Origin of the sequence: Alistipes putredinis DSM 17216, assembly GCF_000154465.1 — a bacterium.
GTDB classification, from domain to species: Bacteria; Bacteroidota; Bacteroidia; order Bacteroidales; family Rikenellaceae; genus Alistipes; species Alistipes putredinis.
Window position 1 is genome coordinate 70595 of sequence record NZ_DS499581.1, and the last position, 18139, is coordinate 88733.

Annotated in this window: 15 protein-coding genes and 4 tRNA genes; 5 read left to right on the forward strand and 14 right to left on the reverse strand. The window is 49.6% G+C overall.

Going from position 1 to position 18139, the window contains the following annotated elements:
- Positions 1–17 precede the first annotated feature (17 nt).
- The 12 genes from rpoB to ALIPUT_RS11330 form a co-directional block, all read right to left on the reverse strand.
- Positions 18–3881, reverse strand: a complete 3864-nt coding sequence (gene rpoB, locus ALIPUT_RS11275) for a DNA-directed RNA polymerase subunit beta (RefSeq protein ID WP_004330119.1) — start codon at positions 3879–3881, stop codon at positions 18–20.
- A 240-nt stretch (positions 3882–4121) separates the two neighbouring features.
- Positions 4122–4499: a 50S ribosomal protein L7/L12 gene (gene rplL, locus ALIPUT_RS11280; protein WP_004330120.1), complete on the reverse strand. Its 378-nt coding sequence runs from the start codon at positions 4497–4499 to the stop codon at positions 4122–4124.
- Between the two features lie 39 nt (positions 4500–4538).
- A complete protein-coding gene (rplJ, locus tag ALIPUT_RS11285) occupies positions 4539–5060 on the reverse strand; it encodes a 50S ribosomal protein L10 (protein ID WP_004330121.1) in 522 nt (173 codons plus the stop codon).
- Positions 5061–5077: 17 nt separating this feature from the next.
- Positions 5078–5776, reverse strand: a complete 699-nt coding sequence (gene rplA / locus ALIPUT_RS11290) for a 50S ribosomal protein L1 (RefSeq protein ID WP_004330122.1) — start codon at positions 5774–5776, stop codon at positions 5078–5080.
- A gap of 14 nt (positions 5777–5790) precedes the next feature.
- Complete coding sequence (gene rplK / locus ALIPUT_RS11295; RefSeq protein WP_004330123.1) at positions 5791–6231, reverse strand: 50S ribosomal protein L11; 441 nt, start codon at positions 6229–6231, stop codon at positions 5791–5793.
- Positions 6232–6247: 16 nt separating this feature from the next.
- On the reverse strand, positions 6248–6808 hold the full coding sequence (gene nusG, locus ALIPUT_RS11300; RefSeq protein WP_004330124.1) for a transcription termination/antitermination protein NusG: 561 nt from the start codon (positions 6806–6808) through the stop codon (positions 6248–6250).
- A 14-nt stretch (positions 6809–6822) separates the two neighbouring features.
- A complete protein-coding gene (gene secE / locus ALIPUT_RS11305; RefSeq protein ID WP_004330125.1) occupies positions 6823–7020 on the reverse strand; it encodes a preprotein translocase subunit SecE in 198 nt (65 codons plus the stop codon).
- 21 nt (positions 7021–7041) lie between these two features.
- Positions 7042–7112, reverse strand: a tRNA-Trp gene (locus ALIPUT_RS11310).
- A gap of 47 nt (positions 7113–7159) precedes the next feature.
- Positions 7160–8347, reverse strand: coding sequence for an elongation factor Tu (tuf, locus tag ALIPUT_RS11315; RefSeq protein WP_004330126.1), 1188 nt, complete (start codon positions 8345–8347; stop codon positions 7160–7162).
- 123 nt (positions 8348–8470) lie between these two features.
- Positions 8471–8546 (reverse strand) — tRNA-Gly (locus tag ALIPUT_RS11320).
- Between the two features lie 76 nt (positions 8547–8622).
- Positions 8623–8705, reverse strand: a tRNA-Tyr gene (locus ALIPUT_RS11325).
- A 56-nt stretch (positions 8706–8761) separates the two neighbouring features.
- Positions 8762–8838: transfer RNA gene (locus tag ALIPUT_RS11330), tRNA-Thr, on the reverse strand.
- Positions 8839–9271: 433 nt separating this feature from the next.
- On the opposite strand from ALIPUT_RS11330, the gene ALIPUT_RS11335 reads away from it, so the two are divergent.
- A complete protein-coding gene (locus ALIPUT_RS11335; protein WP_004330127.1) occupies positions 9272–9979 on the forward strand; it encodes a Dph6-related ATP pyrophosphatase in 708 nt (235 codons plus the stop codon).
- A 129-nt stretch (positions 9980–10108) separates the two neighbouring features.
- A complete protein-coding gene (locus ALIPUT_RS11340) occupies positions 10109–10429 on the forward strand; it encodes a hypothetical protein (protein ID WP_004330128.1) in 321 nt (106 codons plus the stop codon).
- Positions 10430–11322: 893 nt separating this feature from the next.
- Here ALIPUT_RS11340 and ALIPUT_RS11350 read toward each other — a convergent pair.
- Together ALIPUT_RS11350 and ALIPUT_RS12920 are read right to left on the reverse strand one after the other, a co-directional pair.
- Positions 11323–13383, reverse strand: coding sequence for a fimbrillin family protein (locus tag ALIPUT_RS11350; protein WP_147554438.1), 2061 nt, complete (start codon positions 13381–13383; stop codon positions 11323–11325).
- Between the two features lie 14 nt (positions 13384–13397).
- The gene (locus ALIPUT_RS12920) at positions 13398–13562 is read right to left on the reverse strand and encodes a hypothetical protein (RefSeq protein ID WP_004330132.1); all 165 of its coding nucleotides are present in this window, start codon (positions 13560–13562) and stop codon (positions 13398–13400) included.
- 189 nt (positions 13563–13751) lie between these two features.
- Here ALIPUT_RS12920 and ALIPUT_RS11355 point away from each other — a divergent pair, with 189 nt between their 5' ends.
- From ALIPUT_RS11355 to ALIPUT_RS11365, 3 genes are all read left to right on the forward strand, one after another.
- Positions 13752–15077 carry a hypothetical protein gene (locus ALIPUT_RS11355; protein WP_040293975.1) on the forward strand — a complete coding sequence of 442 codons (1326 nt, stop codon included), beginning with the start codon at positions 13752–13754 and terminating at the stop codon, positions 15075–15077.
- An 82-nt stretch (positions 15078–15159) separates the two neighbouring features.
- Positions 15160–16257, forward strand: coding sequence for a hypothetical protein (locus tag ALIPUT_RS11360; protein ID WP_004330135.1), 1098 nt, complete (start codon positions 15160–15162; stop codon positions 16255–16257).
- On the forward strand, positions 16236–17885 hold the full coding sequence (locus ALIPUT_RS11365) for a hypothetical protein (protein WP_147554439.1): 1650 nt from the start codon (positions 16236–16238) through the stop codon (positions 17883–17885). The genes ALIPUT_RS11360 and ALIPUT_RS11365 overlap by 22 nt, the downstream gene beginning before the upstream one ends.
- Positions 17886–18139: the final 254 nt, after the last annotated feature.

Genomic DNA, 18139 nt, shown 5'->3' on the forward strand with positions numbered 1-18139 from the left:
CTACTACCTACCTTCCCTTACTCCAGCTTGACCGAAAGGGCCAGACCGCGCAACTCGTGCAGCAACACGTTCATTGCCTCGGGAATACCCGGCTTGGGCAGGTTGTCGCCTTTGACGATGGCCTCGTAAGCCTTGGCACGACCCATCACGTCATCCGACTTGATGGTCAGGATCTCCTGCAGGATATTGGCGGCGCCGAATCCTTCGAGCGCCCAAACCTCCATCTCACCGAAACGCTGACCGCCGAACTGCGCCTTACCGCCGAGCGGCTGTTGCGTGATAAGCGAATAGGGACCGATCGAACGGGCGTGCATCTTGTCGTCGATCATGTGGCCGAGCTTGAGCATGTAGATCACACCCACCGTAGCCGGCTGGTCGAACTTCTCGCCCGTACCGCCGTCGTACAGGTAAGTACGTCCGCTGCGCGGAATACCCGCCTTCGCCGTATATTCATTGATCTGGTCGAGCGAAGCACCGTCGAAAATAGGCGTCGCGAACTTCAGTCCCAGCTCCTTGCCGGCCCAGCCGAGCACGGTTTCGTAAATCTGACCGAGGTTCATACGCGAAGGCACACCCAGCGGGTTCAGGCAGATATCGACGATCGTACCGTCCTCGAGGAACGGCATATCCTCGTCGCGCACGACACGGGCCACGATACCCTTGTTGCCGTGGCGTCCCGCCATCTTGTCGCCCACCTTCAGCTTGCGCTTCTTGGCGATATAGACCTTGGCCATCTGGATCACGCCCGTCTGGGGAAGTTCGTCGCCGTTGGTGAGGTTGTATTTCTCACGCTTGATCGCGGCATCGGCCTTCTTCCATTCGATCGTATAGTTGTTGATCGTCTTCTCTACCAGCGCATCGAGGTGGCTGTCGCCCGTCCACTTGCAGGTCCCCAGGTTCAGGTACCCCATTGCAACGCCCGACTTCTCGTCGGTGACTTTGCGGGAGAGCTCATCGAGCAGCTTCTGGGTGAATTTCGTTCCGGCAGGATAGAGTTCCACACCGAAGTAATCGGTGATACCCGTAGTCGTCTTGCCCTGAAGCAGCGTATAAAGTTTGTTTACGAGCTGCTTGGTCAGGTCGGCGACCTGGGCTGCGAACTTCTCGTCGAGCTTCTCAATCTGCAGCTTCTCCGAGCTCTTTCCCGCACGCTTGTTCTCCTTGCCGGCACGGCTGTAAAGCTTCGTGTCGATCACCACACCGTGCAACGACGGCTGCGCCTTGAGCGAAGCGTCCTTCACGTCGCCGGCCTTGTCGCCGAAGATCGCACGGAGCAGCTTCTCCTCGGGCGAAGGATCGCTCTCGCCTTTCGGAGTGATCTTACCGATCAGGATGTCCCCCGGATGCACGTTAGCACCTATACGGATAATACCGTTGGCATCCAGATCCTTGGTAGCGTCCTCGCTCACGTTCGGAATATCCGAGGTCAGCTCCTCGACGCCGCGCTTGGTGTCGCGGACCTCCATGATGTACTCATCGACATGGACCGAAGTGAAAATGTCCTCGCGCTGGATACGCTCCGAAATCACGATGGCATCCTCGAAGTTGTAACCCTTCCAAGGCATGAAAGCCACCTTCAGGTTACGCCCCAACGCCAACTCGCCCTTCTGCGTCGAATAACCTTCGGTCAGGATCTGGCCTTTGGTCACCTTGTCACCCGTCAGAACGGCCGGTTTCAACGTGATCGACGTATTCTGGTTCGTACGACGGTAGCGAGGCAGTTCATAAGTCGTAATTTCCGGCTCGAACGAGCAGATCACCTCCTCTTCCGTCCGCTGGTATTTGATCTGAATCTTGGTTGCATCCGCAAATACCACCTCACCGTCGCCCTCGGCGATGATCTGGATGCGACTGTCGGAGATCATATCCTTTTCGATACCCGTACCGACGATCGGCGACTCGCAGGTCACCAGCGGCACGGCCTGGCGCATCATGTTCGATCCCATGAGGGCACGGTTCGCATCGTCGTGCTCCAGGAAGGGAATCAGGCTCGCCGCGATCGACGCGATCTGGTTCGGAGCTACGTCCATGAGCGTCACCTCCTGGGCCGTCACAACGGGGAAATCGGCGCCTTCACGGGCCTTGATGCGGTCGGGCTGCAGGAAATGGCCCTCGTCGTCGATCGGAACATTCGACTGGGCGACCACCTGCCCCTCCTCCTCTTCGGCCGAATAATATTTGATATCGGCATTGTTGAGATCCACCTGTCCGTTGGTCACGGTACGGTAAGGAGTCTCGATGAATCCCATGTCGGAGATCTTGGCATAGACGCAGAGCGACGAAATCAGACCGATGTTCGGGCCTTCGGGAGACTCGATCGGGCAAAGACGGCCGTAGTGCGTGTAGTGCACGTCGCGGACTTCGAAACCGGCACGGTCACGCGAAAGACCGCCGGGACCGAGGGCCGACAGACGACGCTTGTGCGTGATTTCGGCCAGCGGGTTGATCTGGTCCATGAACTGCGAAAGCTGCGAAGTGCCGAAGAACGAATTGATCACCGAAGAGAGCGTCTTGGCGTTGATCAGATCCACCGGCGTGAAGACTTCGTTGTCACGCACGTTCATACGCTCGCGGATGGTACGCGCCATGCGCACGAAACCTACCGAGAACTGGTTGGAAAGCTGCTCGCCCACCGTGCGGACACGACGGTTCGAGAGGTGGTCGATATCGTCCACCTCGGCTTTCGAGTTGATGAGCTGGATCAGGTACTTGATGATGGCGATGATGTCCTCGCGCGTCAGCGTGCGGATCGCCGGATCGATGTCCAAATCGAGCTTCTTGTTGATCCGATAACGGCCGACATCGCCCAGGTCGTAACGCTTGTCCGAGAAGAAGAGCTTCTCGATCACGTCGCGGGCCGTAGCCTCGTCGGGCGGCTCCGAAGCACGCAACTGGCGATAGATATACACCACGGCTTCTTTTTCGGAGTTACACGGATCTTTCTGTAAAGTATTGTATATAATAGAGAAATCGATACCCGACAGATTCTCCTTATGCAGCAGAATCGTCTTGGCACCGCTCTCGATAATCTGGTCGATATGCTCTTCCTGGAGCACCGTTTCTCGGTCAACGATCACGTTGTTACGTTCGATCGAAACCACCTCGCCCGTATCCTCGTCCACGAAATCCTCGACCCAGGTCGAAAGAACCCTGGCGGCCAACTTGCGGCCGACGGCCTTCTTCAGAGCGGCTTTGGTCACTTTCACTTCGTCCGCGAGATCGAAAATCTCGAGGATCTGCTGATCGGCTTCGAAACCGATGGCACGCAGCAGGGTCGTAACGGGCAACTTTTTCTTACGGTCGATGTACGCGTACATCACGTTGTTGATGTCGGTAGCGAACTCGATCCACGATCCCTTGAACGGGATGATACGAGCTGAATAGAGCTTCGTACCGTTGGTGTGCATGCTCTGTCCGAAGAACACGCCCGGCGAGCGGTGGAGCTGCGAAACGATGACGCGCTCGGCACCGTTGATGACGAACGTACCACGTTCGGTCATATAGGGAATCGTACCGAAATAGACATCCTGCACGACCACGCCGAAATCTTCGTGCTCGTCATCGGTACAATATAGTTTCAATTTGGCTTTTAAGGGAACACTATAAGTCAGGCCGCGTTCCAGACACTCTTCGATCGAATAGCGGGGCGGGTCGATATAGTAGTCGATGAACTCCAGAACGAAATTGTTTCTGGTATCGGTAATGGGAAAATTCTCCTGAAACACCTTATACAGCCCCTCGTTCTTACGATTCTCGGCCGTGGTGTCCATCTGGAAAAAATCCCGGAACGATTTAAGCTGTACCTCCAGCAAGTCGGGATAAGGCACCCGGTTCTTGACTGTCGAAAAGCTAACTCTTTGTTGTGTTTTTGTCGTGGACATCGGTAAAATCCAAATTAAAGTTGAAGGTTTAAGTATTCCGGGGGAAGCCCCCGCAGCGGACCTCTTCTAATCCCGCTAATGCCCCCAGTGTAAACAGATTACACCCTGAGAGCATCCAAACTTCCAAAGACCAGACACAGCTCCTGTCGGCACTTCTAATCTTTAGACCAGAAAAGGCATAGAGCTTACAGCAGCGTAAGCCCTATACCCTGAGTTTGTCCTGAAACTTTTAAGTAGAAACTACTTAACCTCAACTTCAGCACCTGCCTCTTCGAGCTGAGCCTTGATCGACTCGGCCTCCTCCTTGGAAACACCCTCCTTGATTGCTTTCGGAGCAGCATCAACCAAAGCCTTGGCATCGCCCAGCGACAGGCCTGCGATATCCTTCACAACTTTGATAACCTGGAGCTTCGACTGGCCAGCGTTCTTCAGAATCACGTCGAATGCGCTCTTCTCAGCGGCAGCAGCCTCTCCGGCGGCGGCAGCAGGCGCTGCAACAGCAACGGCTGCAGCTGCGGGTTCAATGCCGTACTCCTCTTTGAGGATCGTAGCCAACTCGTTTACCTCCTTAACTGTCAAATTTACCAATTCTTCAGCTAATTTTTTTACATCTGCCATAAGTTCAATCTTATTAAATTTTGTTTGAATTCTTGTTTGTTAATTTCTTTCTTCGAGCGTCTTTACGATACCCGCAATCTTTTGGCCTGCATTAGACTGCAATGCAGAGATAACATTCTTCGCAGGAGATTGCAGCAGGGCGATGATATCGCCGATAAGCTCCTCCCGGCTCTTAATGTTGCACAGAGTGTCCAACTGGTTGTCGCCTACATACACGCAGCCTTCCACGTACGCCGCTTTCAGTACCGGCTTGTCGGAAGTCTTGCGGAACTCCTTGATCAGCACCGCAGGCGTCTTGCCCGTGTGGGCGAACATTACCGAGGTCGAACCCTCCAATACTTTCACCAAATCAGCATCCGCTTTCTCCACCCGCTCCAGCGCTTTGGCAAGAAGCGTGTTCTTTACGACCACCAGCTTGATGTCGCTTTCGAAGCACTTGCGACGCAACGACGCAGTCTGCTCAGCATTCAAAGCCTCGATGTTCGTAATGTAAAAGTGAGGATACTCGTTGAGCTGCTCGGCGAGGCTGTCAATGACAACCAATTTTTCTTCCTTCGTCATCTCTTAAATCCTCCCTCTTATTTAGTTTCTACTGATTTAGCATCGATCTGCAAGCCAGGGCTCATAGTCGTCGAGAGGAAAATACTCTTAACATAAGAACCTTTCGCTGCAGCCGGTTTCAATTTCATAATCATGCTGAGCACCGTATTCACGTTATCGGCAATCTGCTCCGCAGAGAACGAAATCTTACCAACTGAAGTGTGGATAATACCGAACTTGTCCACTTTGAAGTCGATCTTACCCGATTTTACCTCACTTACAGCCTTTCCAACTTCCATCGTAACCGTGCCGGTCTTGGGGTTCGGCATCAGGCCGCGGGGACCCAGAATACGACCCAGCGCCCCCACCTTACCCATCACGTTCGGCGTACAGATGATCACATCGATATCCGTCCAACCGGACTTGATCTTCTCGACGTATTCATCCAAACCTACGTAGTCGGCACCGGCAGCCTGCGCTTCGGCCTCTTTTTCCGGAGTACAGAGCACGAGAACCCGTACCTGCTTACCCGTACCATGAGGAAGAGTCACAACGCCTCTCACCATCTGGTTGGCCTTACGCGGATCCACGCCCAGACGCACATCAACATCCACCGAAGCATCAAATTTCGTAAAAGTAATCTCCTTCAGAAGAGCTGCGGCCTCCGTAAGCTTGTAAGCCTTTTCGGGCTCGACCTTCGCGTAGGCAATTTTTTGATTTTTTGTCAACTTACTCATTCTTGTAATTGCAATTACTTGTTAGGAAATTCTCCAACGACGTTGATACCCATACTGCGCGCAGTACCAGCGATCATACGCATAGCAGCCTCGATCGTGAAACAGTTCATATCGGACATCTTGTCCTGAGCGATCTCACGCACCTGATCCCACGTCACCTGACCGACCTTGTCGCGGTTGGGCTGTGCGGAACCCGATTTAGCTTTGGCTGCCTCCTTGAGTTGAATGGCTACAGGCGGCTGTTTTACGATGAAGTCAAACGACTTGTCGCTGTAAACCGTGATGATGACCGGAAGAACTTTTCCCGCCTTGTCTTGTGTTCTGGCATTGAACTGCTTGCAGAAGTCCATAATATTGACTCCTTTTGAACCCAATGCTGGTCCCACCGGGGGAGAAGGATTGGCAGCACCACCTTTGATCTGCAATTTGATAAATGCAGCAACCTCTTTTGCCATAGTTTTCCTTGGTTAATTATTCTTTTTCAACTTGTGTGAAACTCAACTCCATAGGAGTTTTGCGCCCGAATATCTTCACCGATACCGTGAGTTTCTTGCGCTCGTTGTCGACGGCCTCAATGGTACCTTGGAAGCTTGAAAAAGGACCATCTGTAACTTTGATGGTTTCGCCGACAAAGAATGGTATTTCGTTTTCTTCCTCCATCGAACTCAATTCATCGACACGCCCCAGGATGCGGCTGACCTCCTGCGGACGCAGGGGCGTAGCGATCATCTTGCGGCTGTCCTCCTTGGTGTCACCCAAAAAACCGAGCACGTTGGGAATATTACGAATGATAATAGGGATCTGACCGACAAAGGCGGCTTCAATCAATACATATCCCGGATAAGAAACCTTCTCTTTGGAAACCTTCTTACCGTTACGGATCGTATAGACTTTTTCGGTCGGAATCAGCACCTGCGAAATATACTCTTCCAGGTGGCTGTGGCGGATTTCGGATTCGATGTACTCTTTTACCTTATTCTCCTTGCCTCCGATCGTACGAACTACATACCACTGTTTCGCTGTTTCGCTCATGGTCACAAAAACAATTAACGACCGAGCTTAGCCAGGGTCCTGTAGATAGCCTCCATAATGTTCTCAAACGAAATGTCCATCGCCAAAATCACGATGGCGAAGATCAACGAAGCGACCATCACCACTACCGTCGAGTTCTGCAACTGTGCGAACGTCGGCCAGGTCACTTTATGAACCAATTCGTTATAAGATTCTTTTACGTAATTGAACATATTCTTCTTACTTTATTTTAGCAGGAGCAGAGAGATTCGAACTCCCATCAACGGTTTTGGAGACCGCTATTCTACCCTTGAACTATGCTCCTAAAAAGTAGTGCAAGTCAATCCCTGCACTACTGAAATATCCCTGGGATTAGGCGAGAATCTTCAGAATCTGACCTGCACCTACCGTACGGCCACCCTCGCGGATTGCGAAACGCAGACCTTCGTTGAGTGCAACCGGGTAGATCAACTCAACGGTGATCGTTACGTGGTCGCCCGGCATCACCATATCTACGCCTTCGGGAAGAGTAACCTCACCGGTTACGTCCATCGTACGCAGATAGAACTGGGGACGGTATTTGTTGTGGAACGGCGTGTGACGGCCCCCCTCTTCCTTCTTCAGGATATAAACCTCAGCCTGGAACTTGGTGTGCGGAGTGATAGAACCCGGTTTAGCGACAACCATACCGCGCTTAACCTCTTTCTTGTCGATACCGCGGAGCAGCAGACCTACGTTGTCACCGGCCTCGCCCTCATCGAGCAACTTGCGGAACATCTCCACACCCGTACAAGTCGAAGTCAGCGTCTTCTCCTCCAGACCGATGATCTCAACGGGATCACCTACGTGGATAACACCGGTTTCGATACGGCCCGTAACCACGGTACCACGGCCGGTGATCGAGAATACGTCCTCGACAGGCATCAGGAACGGCTTCTCGTTCTCGCGCTGCGGAATCGGAATATAGTTATCAACCGCATCCATCAGCTCCATGATCTTGTCTTCCCACTTAGCCTCGCCGTTCAGACCACCCAGTGCGGAACCACGGATGATAGGAGCGTTGTCGCCATCGTAGTCGTATTTGCTCAGCAGATCACGAACCTCCATCTCGACCAGGTCGAGCATCTCGGGATCGTCCACCATATCGCATTTGTTCAGGAACACAACGATCTTCGGTACGTTCACCTGGCGAGCCAGCAGCACGTGCTCGTTGGTCTGAGGCATCGGACCGTCGGTTGCGGCAACAACCAGAATCGCACCGTCCATCTGTGCGGCACCGGTAACCATGTTCTTCACATAGTCGGCGTGACCCGGGCAGTCAACGTGTGCATAGTGACGATTTGCAGTCTGGTACTCAACGTGCGAAGTGTTGATCGTAATACCACGCTCTTTCTCCTCGGGAGCGTTGTCGATAGAATCGAACGAACGAAGCTCAGAAAGGCCTTTTTTAGCCAGAACGGTGGTGATCGCTGCAGTAAGAGTCGTCTTACCGTGATCAACGTGACCGATAGTACCGATGTTCACATGCGGTTTGGAACGGTCGAATTTTTCTTTTGCCATAGTATAAAAGTATTAAGATTTTATAAAAATTCTGCTCTTCAAAACGTCTGTCGTTTCGCAAGAGTGACGAGCGACGCAATACCTCTCCTCAAAGAGGTTTGCATCACGCGTCAACTGCATTTCTGGAGCGGAAGACGAGGCTCAAACTCGCGACCCTTAGCTTGGAAGGCTAATGCTCTATCAACTGAGCTACTTCCGCAAAAACGCACCGCAAGGAGTTTCCCCTTCCCGATCGACTCGGAAATACAGGCAACCCGTTCGGCGCTCTTTTTGAGTGGGAAGTGATGGATTCGAACCACCGAAGGCGTAAGCCAGCAGATTTACAGTCTGCCCCATTTGGCCACTCTGGTAACTTCCCTTATGTTTCTAAACCGCTTTCGCTCAACTCCACCGTGTCGGCTCCGCAAGGTTTTTTGGAGCCGATGGAGGGATTCGAACCCCCGACCAGCTGATTACAAATCAGCTGCTCTGGCCAACTGAGCTACATCGGCATATAGACCAATTTGGATTGCAAAAGTAGGGAAAATAAAATTAACAACCAAAAATTTGATCATTTTATTTTATCACTCCTCTCAAAGAACGTTCTCGGCGATCGAAATCGAACGCGAAATCGGGTGCAAATATAGCACTCTTTCGGGAATTAAAAAATAGTTGCACGGACTTTTTTATCCGGAACGCAGAAAAAGTCGCAAATAAGTCCATACCACAACCAAACCGAAAGCGCAAATCGACGTCCCTCTGCAGAAAATTTATATGAAAACGGTACAAAGCAGTATTTCACGGCACGTCCTATTCAAATATCGTCTTGGGAGAATCTCCAAAAGACGGTGAAATTCATCATTTTATCATGACAATCATTATCACACACTCCGATTTATCCCTAAAAGATACACGAAATCTCCTCCGATCGACTAATTTTGCCGTATGGAACGTACGAAGGCTGTTTTTAACTGGAGCGGCGGCAAGGATTCCGCCCATGCACTGTGGCATGCCATCGAATCGCAGCACTACGAAATCGTCGCCCTGCTGACGACCGTCAATCACGACACCCGACGCTCGACCATGCACGGGATCCCTTTTCCCCTTTTACAGGCACAGGCCGCAAGCATCGGCATTCCCCTCCATGCGGTTGATCTCACGCCCAAAGGCGATATGGAGGATTATCAGACAGCTATGTCGCAAGCCGTCGCGCATTTCAAAGCACAAGGTGTAACGCACTTCATCTTCGGCGACATCTTCCTGCACGACGTTCGCAAATACCGGGAACAGCAACTCGCTCCGCACGGCATCGAAGTCGTCGAACCCCTTTGGGGCCGCAGCTCCGAAACCGTGATGCACGATTTCCTGGCCTCGGGCCTGCAAACCGTCGTAGTAACGACCATGGCCGACGGACTGGGAGCCGCAGCCATCGGGCGGACCATCGACTCCGATTTCATCGCCTCCCTGCCTGCGGGGACGGATCCCAACGGCGAAAACGGAGAATACCACACCTTCTGTTACGACGGCCCGATTTTCCGCACGCCCGTCCGGTTCCGGCTGGGGAGTCCTTTCTCCCGAAGTTACGACATACGTCTCGACGACGGCACGGAGAAAACCTACACCTACTGGTTCGCCGATCTGCAAGAGCCATAAGCCATCTATATCGCCGACACTTCCGATGGTATGCCTTATGGTTACTCCCGGAATCGGCACCGCACAGAACCCGGCTGACCGAAATCCGCACGAACCGCCGCTTCAGACAACCAAGAAAGACCTACACCTATGATAACCAGAATCATCCCGCACCGAAAAATAAGCCTCTGCTCCCTATTACTCGCACTGCTGGCCCCGGTACTCCTGACAGCCGGATGCAACGACACCCAGGAAAATGAAGGGGCACGGGATCCCACGACCCCGTTGCCCGAACCGAAACCGAAGCCGAAAACTTATCCGCTGGTAATTACCGACATCCGAAATCTTCCCCCGAAGACGACTTTCGACCGGATCGCGGTCCAAATCACGGGTGTAGATTGGAGTATCATCGCCACGGTCGAGGCTCCGTATATGGAAAGGGCAAAATATCAAACAGTAAAAAACAAATAAATACACCATAATACAAATAATTATGAAATCCAACAGCAAAATACACATGTACTACACGGAGGGGTCCCAAAGAGCGCGAGACTATGTCGGTTTCAATAAACAGCTCGTGGCTCTTCCCGGATGTGACAAAGGTGTGGAGAGGGGCAGCGCTTCTGTTGAATAAGAGACAAATGCCTGTAATATGCCAAAAACACTATCGAAATACGATTTTACGGGCCAAAATCATCCAGAAAATGGCGTAAAAGCGATATTGATTACAGATACTTTTATACCTTTGTTTTCAACAGTGATTTATATTCTGTTCGAGACAAAGAGATTATCAAGTATGAAACTATCGGCAACAATGAGTTGAAAGAAAGGGAAATTTGTACAATACCGAATGATAATACTTATTGGGAATTTCTACATCATTATGCACGCAATACAATGGTGACAAATGGAAATTTAGAATTTGACGGAGAAAAGTGCATCGTATTGGAAAGACAAATATCTATTGACAATCTACGTACAAGCAAAGCATGGTATTCTTACAAAACACAACTTTCTCTAAAATAGCAATGAAAGATTATCAAGAGTCTCAATTTCAAGTTTTAGAATATAAGATACAAGACATTTCGGCAAATTCAGAAAGCCCTAATATCATATTCGCCGGTTTCAGATATTCGGACAGCGCCAATGTTGTTGGGACTATCACAGAAAAGATGAAGTTGTTATCGATAATGTTGCAAAAAACGAAAATAAAAACATCAATCTTATTTCGTTGAACTAAATAATTATGTAATCCCCTTGCTGTAAATAAGTCACAACAAGGGGATTTTTCTATCTCTAAATTCTTGGTATAAAGTTATATGTAGATGCCTAAATTAAAAAATCTATCTCCCTCGACCTTCCTGTTATTCATAGGTCACTTCGATTCGGGCAATCGTAGATGCTGCTGATGTCTCAAACTCAACATATCTGGCAGGCCCCTCCCCTTGTTTCCAAGTATAACTGCTTTCATCGTAAATGCCCTCGTACAGATCTGTGCTCCAAGAGCCTATCTTGATATCCTTGCCTGTACCGGGCGTCATAACAATTTGGGTGATCTGCTTTCCATTCTGCCCTTCGATGCTTATTGTTTTGCCAGAGCCGAGGAATACTCCCAAACCTTCCGATTGCCAAGATCCTCTGGTCAGTATCATAAGACAGCCGTCTTCCGTCATGACTCCATCCGGAGAGTCCGGTTTCTCCGGGCTTGCTGCCATCGTTGCGAAGTCAAACAGGGCCGTATTTGCCACTTGTCCCGCATTGGGATCAGCCTCGGTGCTTACGGTCGTCGTCGCGGCCAAAGAACTCGTATTCGTTTCGGGATCGGCAGGATTGGCAATTACCGAAACATTGTATTGCACTGCGTATTCCGCCATTTCAAATTCAACAGTCGCCTCCAATACACCTTGTTTCACCTCCGTCCCGCAAGTTACGTCGTACGAAGCCGCTCCGTCGACCGGATTCCAAGCGACCGTCACGGTTTTACCAGATGCCGTTGCCGAAAGCCCGGTCGGCGTGGGTAGTGCGGTCAAGGGAGCTGAAGAGCCTCCCATCGAACAATAATAGATATAGACATTACCAGGCGAGGTGGTCAAGTTGAAATAACTCGTACTGCTACTACCACTGAGTGCACGCGTAGTCTTGTCTGCCGAATAAATACGCGCAATCCCTCCATCACATGAGATTGTCCAAGAAGCAGCCTTAGTTACATCGGACTGCACATCCATCATCAATTCATCTTCAGTATTCACCCCAGCATTCAGATACCCCTCCGCCGTTTCCATAGAAAATGTCGTCCGGTCATACCCTTCTTTAAGTGTAATAATTTGTGTATCGGAAGATAAATCCATGATTTGCAAACTCTCATCTACAACGACCAGTTCATCCGTAGACGCATACCAGCGAGGCTCCAAAGATGTTGAAAATTTATTCTTACTCATCAATCTGGTTTCTCCAGAGAAATTATTCCTACCAATAACGATCTTATCGCCAAATTTCAACTCTGAAGTCCGTGTCATCAACTTGTAAACGTCGCGTTTAACAGGTGTCAAACCGGAAATGATGAATTCAGACACACGAGCTGCCTCGAATTTCAAGGTTTTATTGGTAAAATCTATTTCTTTCCGATAGATATTGGTCTCGGTTACAACCTCTACCGTCAACTTTTTACCACTAAGATCGGCCGGCATAACAGAAAACCACACCAAATCTTCACCTGAAGCCTCACGACCGTTCATAGCCAAAGTAAGCGTCTCCGCAGCGGAATCATCCGCCGGAGCGTAGTTCACCGAACCGTTGAGCAGATTAGCCGTGCAGCTGCCGGCCAATTTCGTGCCCGGAGCGACAAGAGTGATCGAGGAGATCTTTTCGCCGGGAGCGACCCCTTGCAGCCTCATTTTTGCGAAGGCAACGACACGATGGAACGAAAAATTGACCGTATTATCAACGGCTGTTACGACATATTTGCTAATCAACAGATCAGCCTGCGGGTCGAAACTCGTTTCGGTCGGCGTCTGCTGTGCCGGAATGACAAGTGGGACCTCCGTGAGCGTTATTCCCGCCGAAGTTTCCATTCCCGGATAGAACGCCCAGAAATAACCCGCATACTCGCTGTCAGCCATCAGAGAGAATACAGCTGCCCCGTTATCTTTCACCGTATAGTCGTCGGCAGTGGTTGCATAACGGAGAACACCCGCATCAGACTCTTTAGCATAGAAGACGCCTATCCGTTCGCCCGTTTCGCTCCAATGAATTTTGTTATTCTCATCAACATAAGTCCGGGTAGTCTCTTTTTCCGCTGTTACGGTGAGTGTCACGGTTTTCCCTGAGAAGGGGGGTTCCGTCGAAGAATCTTTCGTACAAGAACTTGACAGAGAGCACAACCCCCAAACTACAAGGCCACATATAATAAAACGATATTTTTTCATATTAGTGCATTTAATTAAAATTCTCCGTAGTCATCGGTTTCCAAATTTTCACCTGGCCAGGTTTCTGTGGCGGAATAACTGCTTTCGGCAAATCCGCGTTCGATTCGCAATTCAATGAACTGCACCTCGGGCGGGCAGTAGAAATTCTTGCATTTCGACAGGTCAGTAATCTTCATCATACATTGTTGCTTTTAGAATTAAACGATTAATTGTTATTCCGGTTCGGATTGCGATTTGCGCCGAATCGTTTTTATTTCCTGCAATTTTAAGATTTTTTTTGAAAAAATTAATATTTTTTTTCAAAAAAGTCTATATTTGTAATGAAATCTCTAACACTTATTACTTTTTCTAACTTAAAAATGTTAAGTATGAAATTTAATTTCACTTATTTATGGAGTTTGGCGGCACTCCTGATGTGCTGCACTTCCTGCTCCGATTCGGATCCTGCTCCAACTCCCGAGGAGGACGAAACGGTATCTCTGATCGCAACATTGGAAAACGAGAGGCTTTGGGAATCCGGAGATGAGGTTCTGATCAACGGAATGAAATATACCGTTGAAGAAGGAGTCGGCAGTGCAGCAGCCACCATCAAGGTACCCAGGGCCGAACACTACTACGCCGCTTACGACACAGGTACCGGCACAGTGACGGAAAACATACTCTCGTCGGAATTTACCTCGACACAGAATGTTTCGGCGGATATGGCCCGCCCCATGGTTGCATCAAGCGTCACCCCCGCCCTTTCATTCAAAAATCTGCTGGGATCTCTCCGCCTAAATATTTCGGGTGACAACGGTACAAAAATCACAAAAATAGTACTGACCGCAACTTCAGGCAGCAATCTCACTGGAAAGTTTTCCGTTGATCTGGCTTATGAGGATACCCCTATGATCGAATGGACCAGTGAAGCATCTTCAACGCTGACCGTCGATTTGGGTAGTCAGGGTATTGAATTGAAAGAAGCTGGAACCCCTGTAGATGTATTATTGCCCGCAGCTTCCTACGGAGGATTCGCGGTAACAATATACGATACGAAAAATGGCGTGATGCTCAATGAGAAACTCCCTGCAATCGACATACCTTCGGGAGAAACCGTTTCGACAGATGTTACCTATGAACCGGGAACGGAGCAGGTAGTTTATCTGAAAGCCAAAGTCGAGAAAGCGGCTGACGGTTCCGACTTCATCTGGAACTCCGGCTCCTCCATATACGTTAATGGAGAACCCATTATATTGTACCGTGGCGAAGGAACGGCCGACGGAGAATTCGGCCCCTGCCTCCAAGCCGATTCATACTATGCATCGACATCCAATGCTTCGATCGACGGCATAAGCGGAACGCAGATGCGCGTGAACATTCCGGCAAAACAGGAATACGGCGCATCCCTGACAACCCTCAACCCGGCCGCAGCAACTTCCACGTCCACAGACCTAAACTTCCGCTATGTCGCAGGTGTTGTCAAGCTGACCGTTTCGGGTCCACATGCAGTGCGCACGATTGAATTGCAAGGCAAGAACAACCGACGTCTGGCCGGCGACGGCATGATCAACATGACGGCATCGGATTTCGCACTCTCTCTCAATGCCGACGCCTCGAAATCGATCACCGTCAATTGCGGAAAATCGGGCGTTTCCATCGAGTCGGGACACGACTTCAGTTTCGTACTGCCTGCAGGCGACTACAGCGAAGGCTGACCTTATACTAACAGACAATATCGGCCTTGTATCCACCTTTGAACTGCCAGGAACGACGGTCAATCGCAACGAAATCGCCTCTTTGGGTGAAATCGAATGGCCCGGAGGACAGGGTGGAGAGAACGATTTGAGCGCTTACGGCGTAGCAAACTGCTACATGGTGCACACAGCGGGAACCTACTCTTTTCGGACACGCAGAATAGACAACACTCCGATTCAGAATATCGCGAAAGCCGATTGGCTTTGGGTGTCGCGCGTGGGTGCTTCCGAAAACAACGAACTCATTTCAGACATCTCCTACGCCGACGGTATGATCTCATTCACAGCAACTGCAAACAGAGGCAACGCCCTGATCGCAGCATTCGACGATAAGGGAGAAATCGTATGGTCCTGGCACATCTGGATGACGGATCTGCCGGAGACGTTCGACTACGAGAACAACCCCATCTACCAGAGCGGCGGAAAAACCGACGGATTCTACGTTATGGACCGCAACTTAGGTGCAACGGACACCAAAGGTCAGGAATCCTATGGTCTTCTCTACCAGTGGGGCCGTAAAGACCCATTTATCGGCGGCAAAGCAAACGAGACGGTCGCTTTCGAAAACAGCAGTGAACTGACCGTATGCAACCCTACCTACAGTCAGGCAAAATGGGTAGCAGCGGAATGCACAACAGAGATCGGCTCCGTTAAGCATGCGATTTGCCAGCCGATGCTTTTCATATACGGCGATCAGGTTAACAGCCAGGCGAACTGGCTGGATCCGGCAAACACCGAAGAAGACTGGAAATACGTAACGGACAAGTCATTATGGCGTCCTTTCTCGAAAAGCAATTACGATCCCTGTCCTCCCGGCTACCAGACTCCTCGCAAGGGTGTGTTCAGCAAGGTTCAGAATCGTGCGGATCGATTCCCCAATGAGGGAGTGAGATATACAACCGATGCAGGAGAAGAAACCTGGTTTCCGTTCCAAGGGCACCGAAGTGCACATCCTTCGGATAAAGGCGCATTGCGCTATGTGGCCGAAGAGGATGGTCTGGTCAATATCTGGAGCAGTGAATTATCTGTCAATCAACGTGCTTGGGTTTTCTTTGTTTCGTGGCCTCTGTTGGATAACGAGTCGACGGACGACTCTTGGGGCTACGGCAATCCCGTTCGTTGCGTAAAAACCTACAATTAACAATTATAAATTCTGAATTTATCTTATTTGTCTTCGGAATTCCTGCAAGTTTGCAGGAATTCCGAAGACAAAAAACAAATAAAAATATTATTATACACGAACATGAAGAAACTTTTTTTCATTTACTTACATTTGTTTGCGCCGGATTTACTCTGCTGTTGGCTCCGGGTTGTAACGACGACGAAGGAGAGAAGACGGGACCAACCGGAGACGAAGGAAAAGAGATTTACTCTTTGAGCGTAACACCTGACAAACTGGAATTCCAGAGTACAAAACAAACAGTGGAGGTAACCGTCACAACGAACGGTCCCTATTGGGAGTATACGGATAATATCTCGTGGCTGGAAATCGAACGCACGGAGACGGGATTTTCCGCAACAGCAAAAGCTTATTCCGGCAATGAGACGCGTACGGGTACGCTGACGGTCTATGTCATCTCCGAATCGGGCGATATCGCCGCAAGACAGGATATCCCCGTTTCACAGGCTTCGCCCAGCGAGACTCCCGAGGGCATGGTAGTCTTCGACGACAGCACTTTCAAGAATTTTATGCTCTCTTACTATGACCAAGACTATGATGGTGCAATTTCTCCTGAAGAAGCATTGCGTGTGACGGAACTCTATCTCGGATTTGACGAGGAGGACGAAGAAGCAGTGCCGATCACGTCGTTGAAAGGAATCGAATACTGCAAAAACCTAATCAATCTGGAATGCGACTTCAATGCCATCACCTCCCTCGATTTAAGTGGGTTGGACAAACTCGAATACGTAGATTGTTCTTATAACCTCATCAAGACAGCAAACCTTTCGGGATGCATCTCGCTCAAACAGCTTTACGCTAATGTGAACGAAATCGGAGCACTCAACCTGAAGGAATGTGCCAACTTGCAGCTGGTACAGGCCTACAAGAACAAACTGACGGCTTGCGATGTGAGCGGAATGTCGAAGCTCGTTTATCTTGACGTAAGTCAAAATCAACTTACGACTTTAAATATATCCAACTGTTCTGAAATGCTAATTGTGAACTGCGGTTCAAACAAATTGGCGGCATTGGACCTCTCCGGATTAGAAAAATTGACTTCACTGGGATGTTACAACAACAATCTTACAACACTTGATACATCGAAGTTGCCGGAAATGAGTTTCTTAGAATGTTATGCCAATAGTCTTACGACACTCGATCTGACAACCAATTCGAAAATTGCGACACTGCACTGCCAGAACAATCTGCTTAAAACCCTAAAAATAGAGACCTGCCAGAATCTTACATCGATCAATTGCAGCCAAAATAGCTTGGAAGGAGAACTCGACCTCTCGAGCCGGACAGAACTCCGAAAGATTGATTGTGGCAATACTTTTCTGACGAAATTGAACCTGACCGATTGTACAAAAATTGAGACATTAAACTGCAACAATGCGAATTTTTCCGAGCTGGACGTCACAGGACAGCCCGCAATGACCGAGTTAAATTGCAGAGACAACACGTTGACAACTCTGGATGTCAGCAACAATTTGAATCTGGAGACCCTTTACTGTCAAGGCAATCCACTGACCAAACTGTGGCTGGCTGAAGGACAATCGATTTCCACACTGGTAATCGACAATCCGGATGCAATCGACTATAAATAAAACGCATCTGTCTTTATAATACGTCCATTTCCTTTAGAGGAAACGTACGTATTATTCATGCAACTAAAGAAATCTAGAACTTGGATAATATTTAAAGAGAAAAAGCTGGTACTTACAAAAGGGTACTAGCTTTTTTCTCTTTTTGTGTTATAGCTTCCAATATTTTTCGTACATTTGTATTCAAACGAGTTACTTGAAAGCAATTCAAGGTAGAACGCAGTATATAGCACTGTTGCCAAGTCATTACCTAAAAA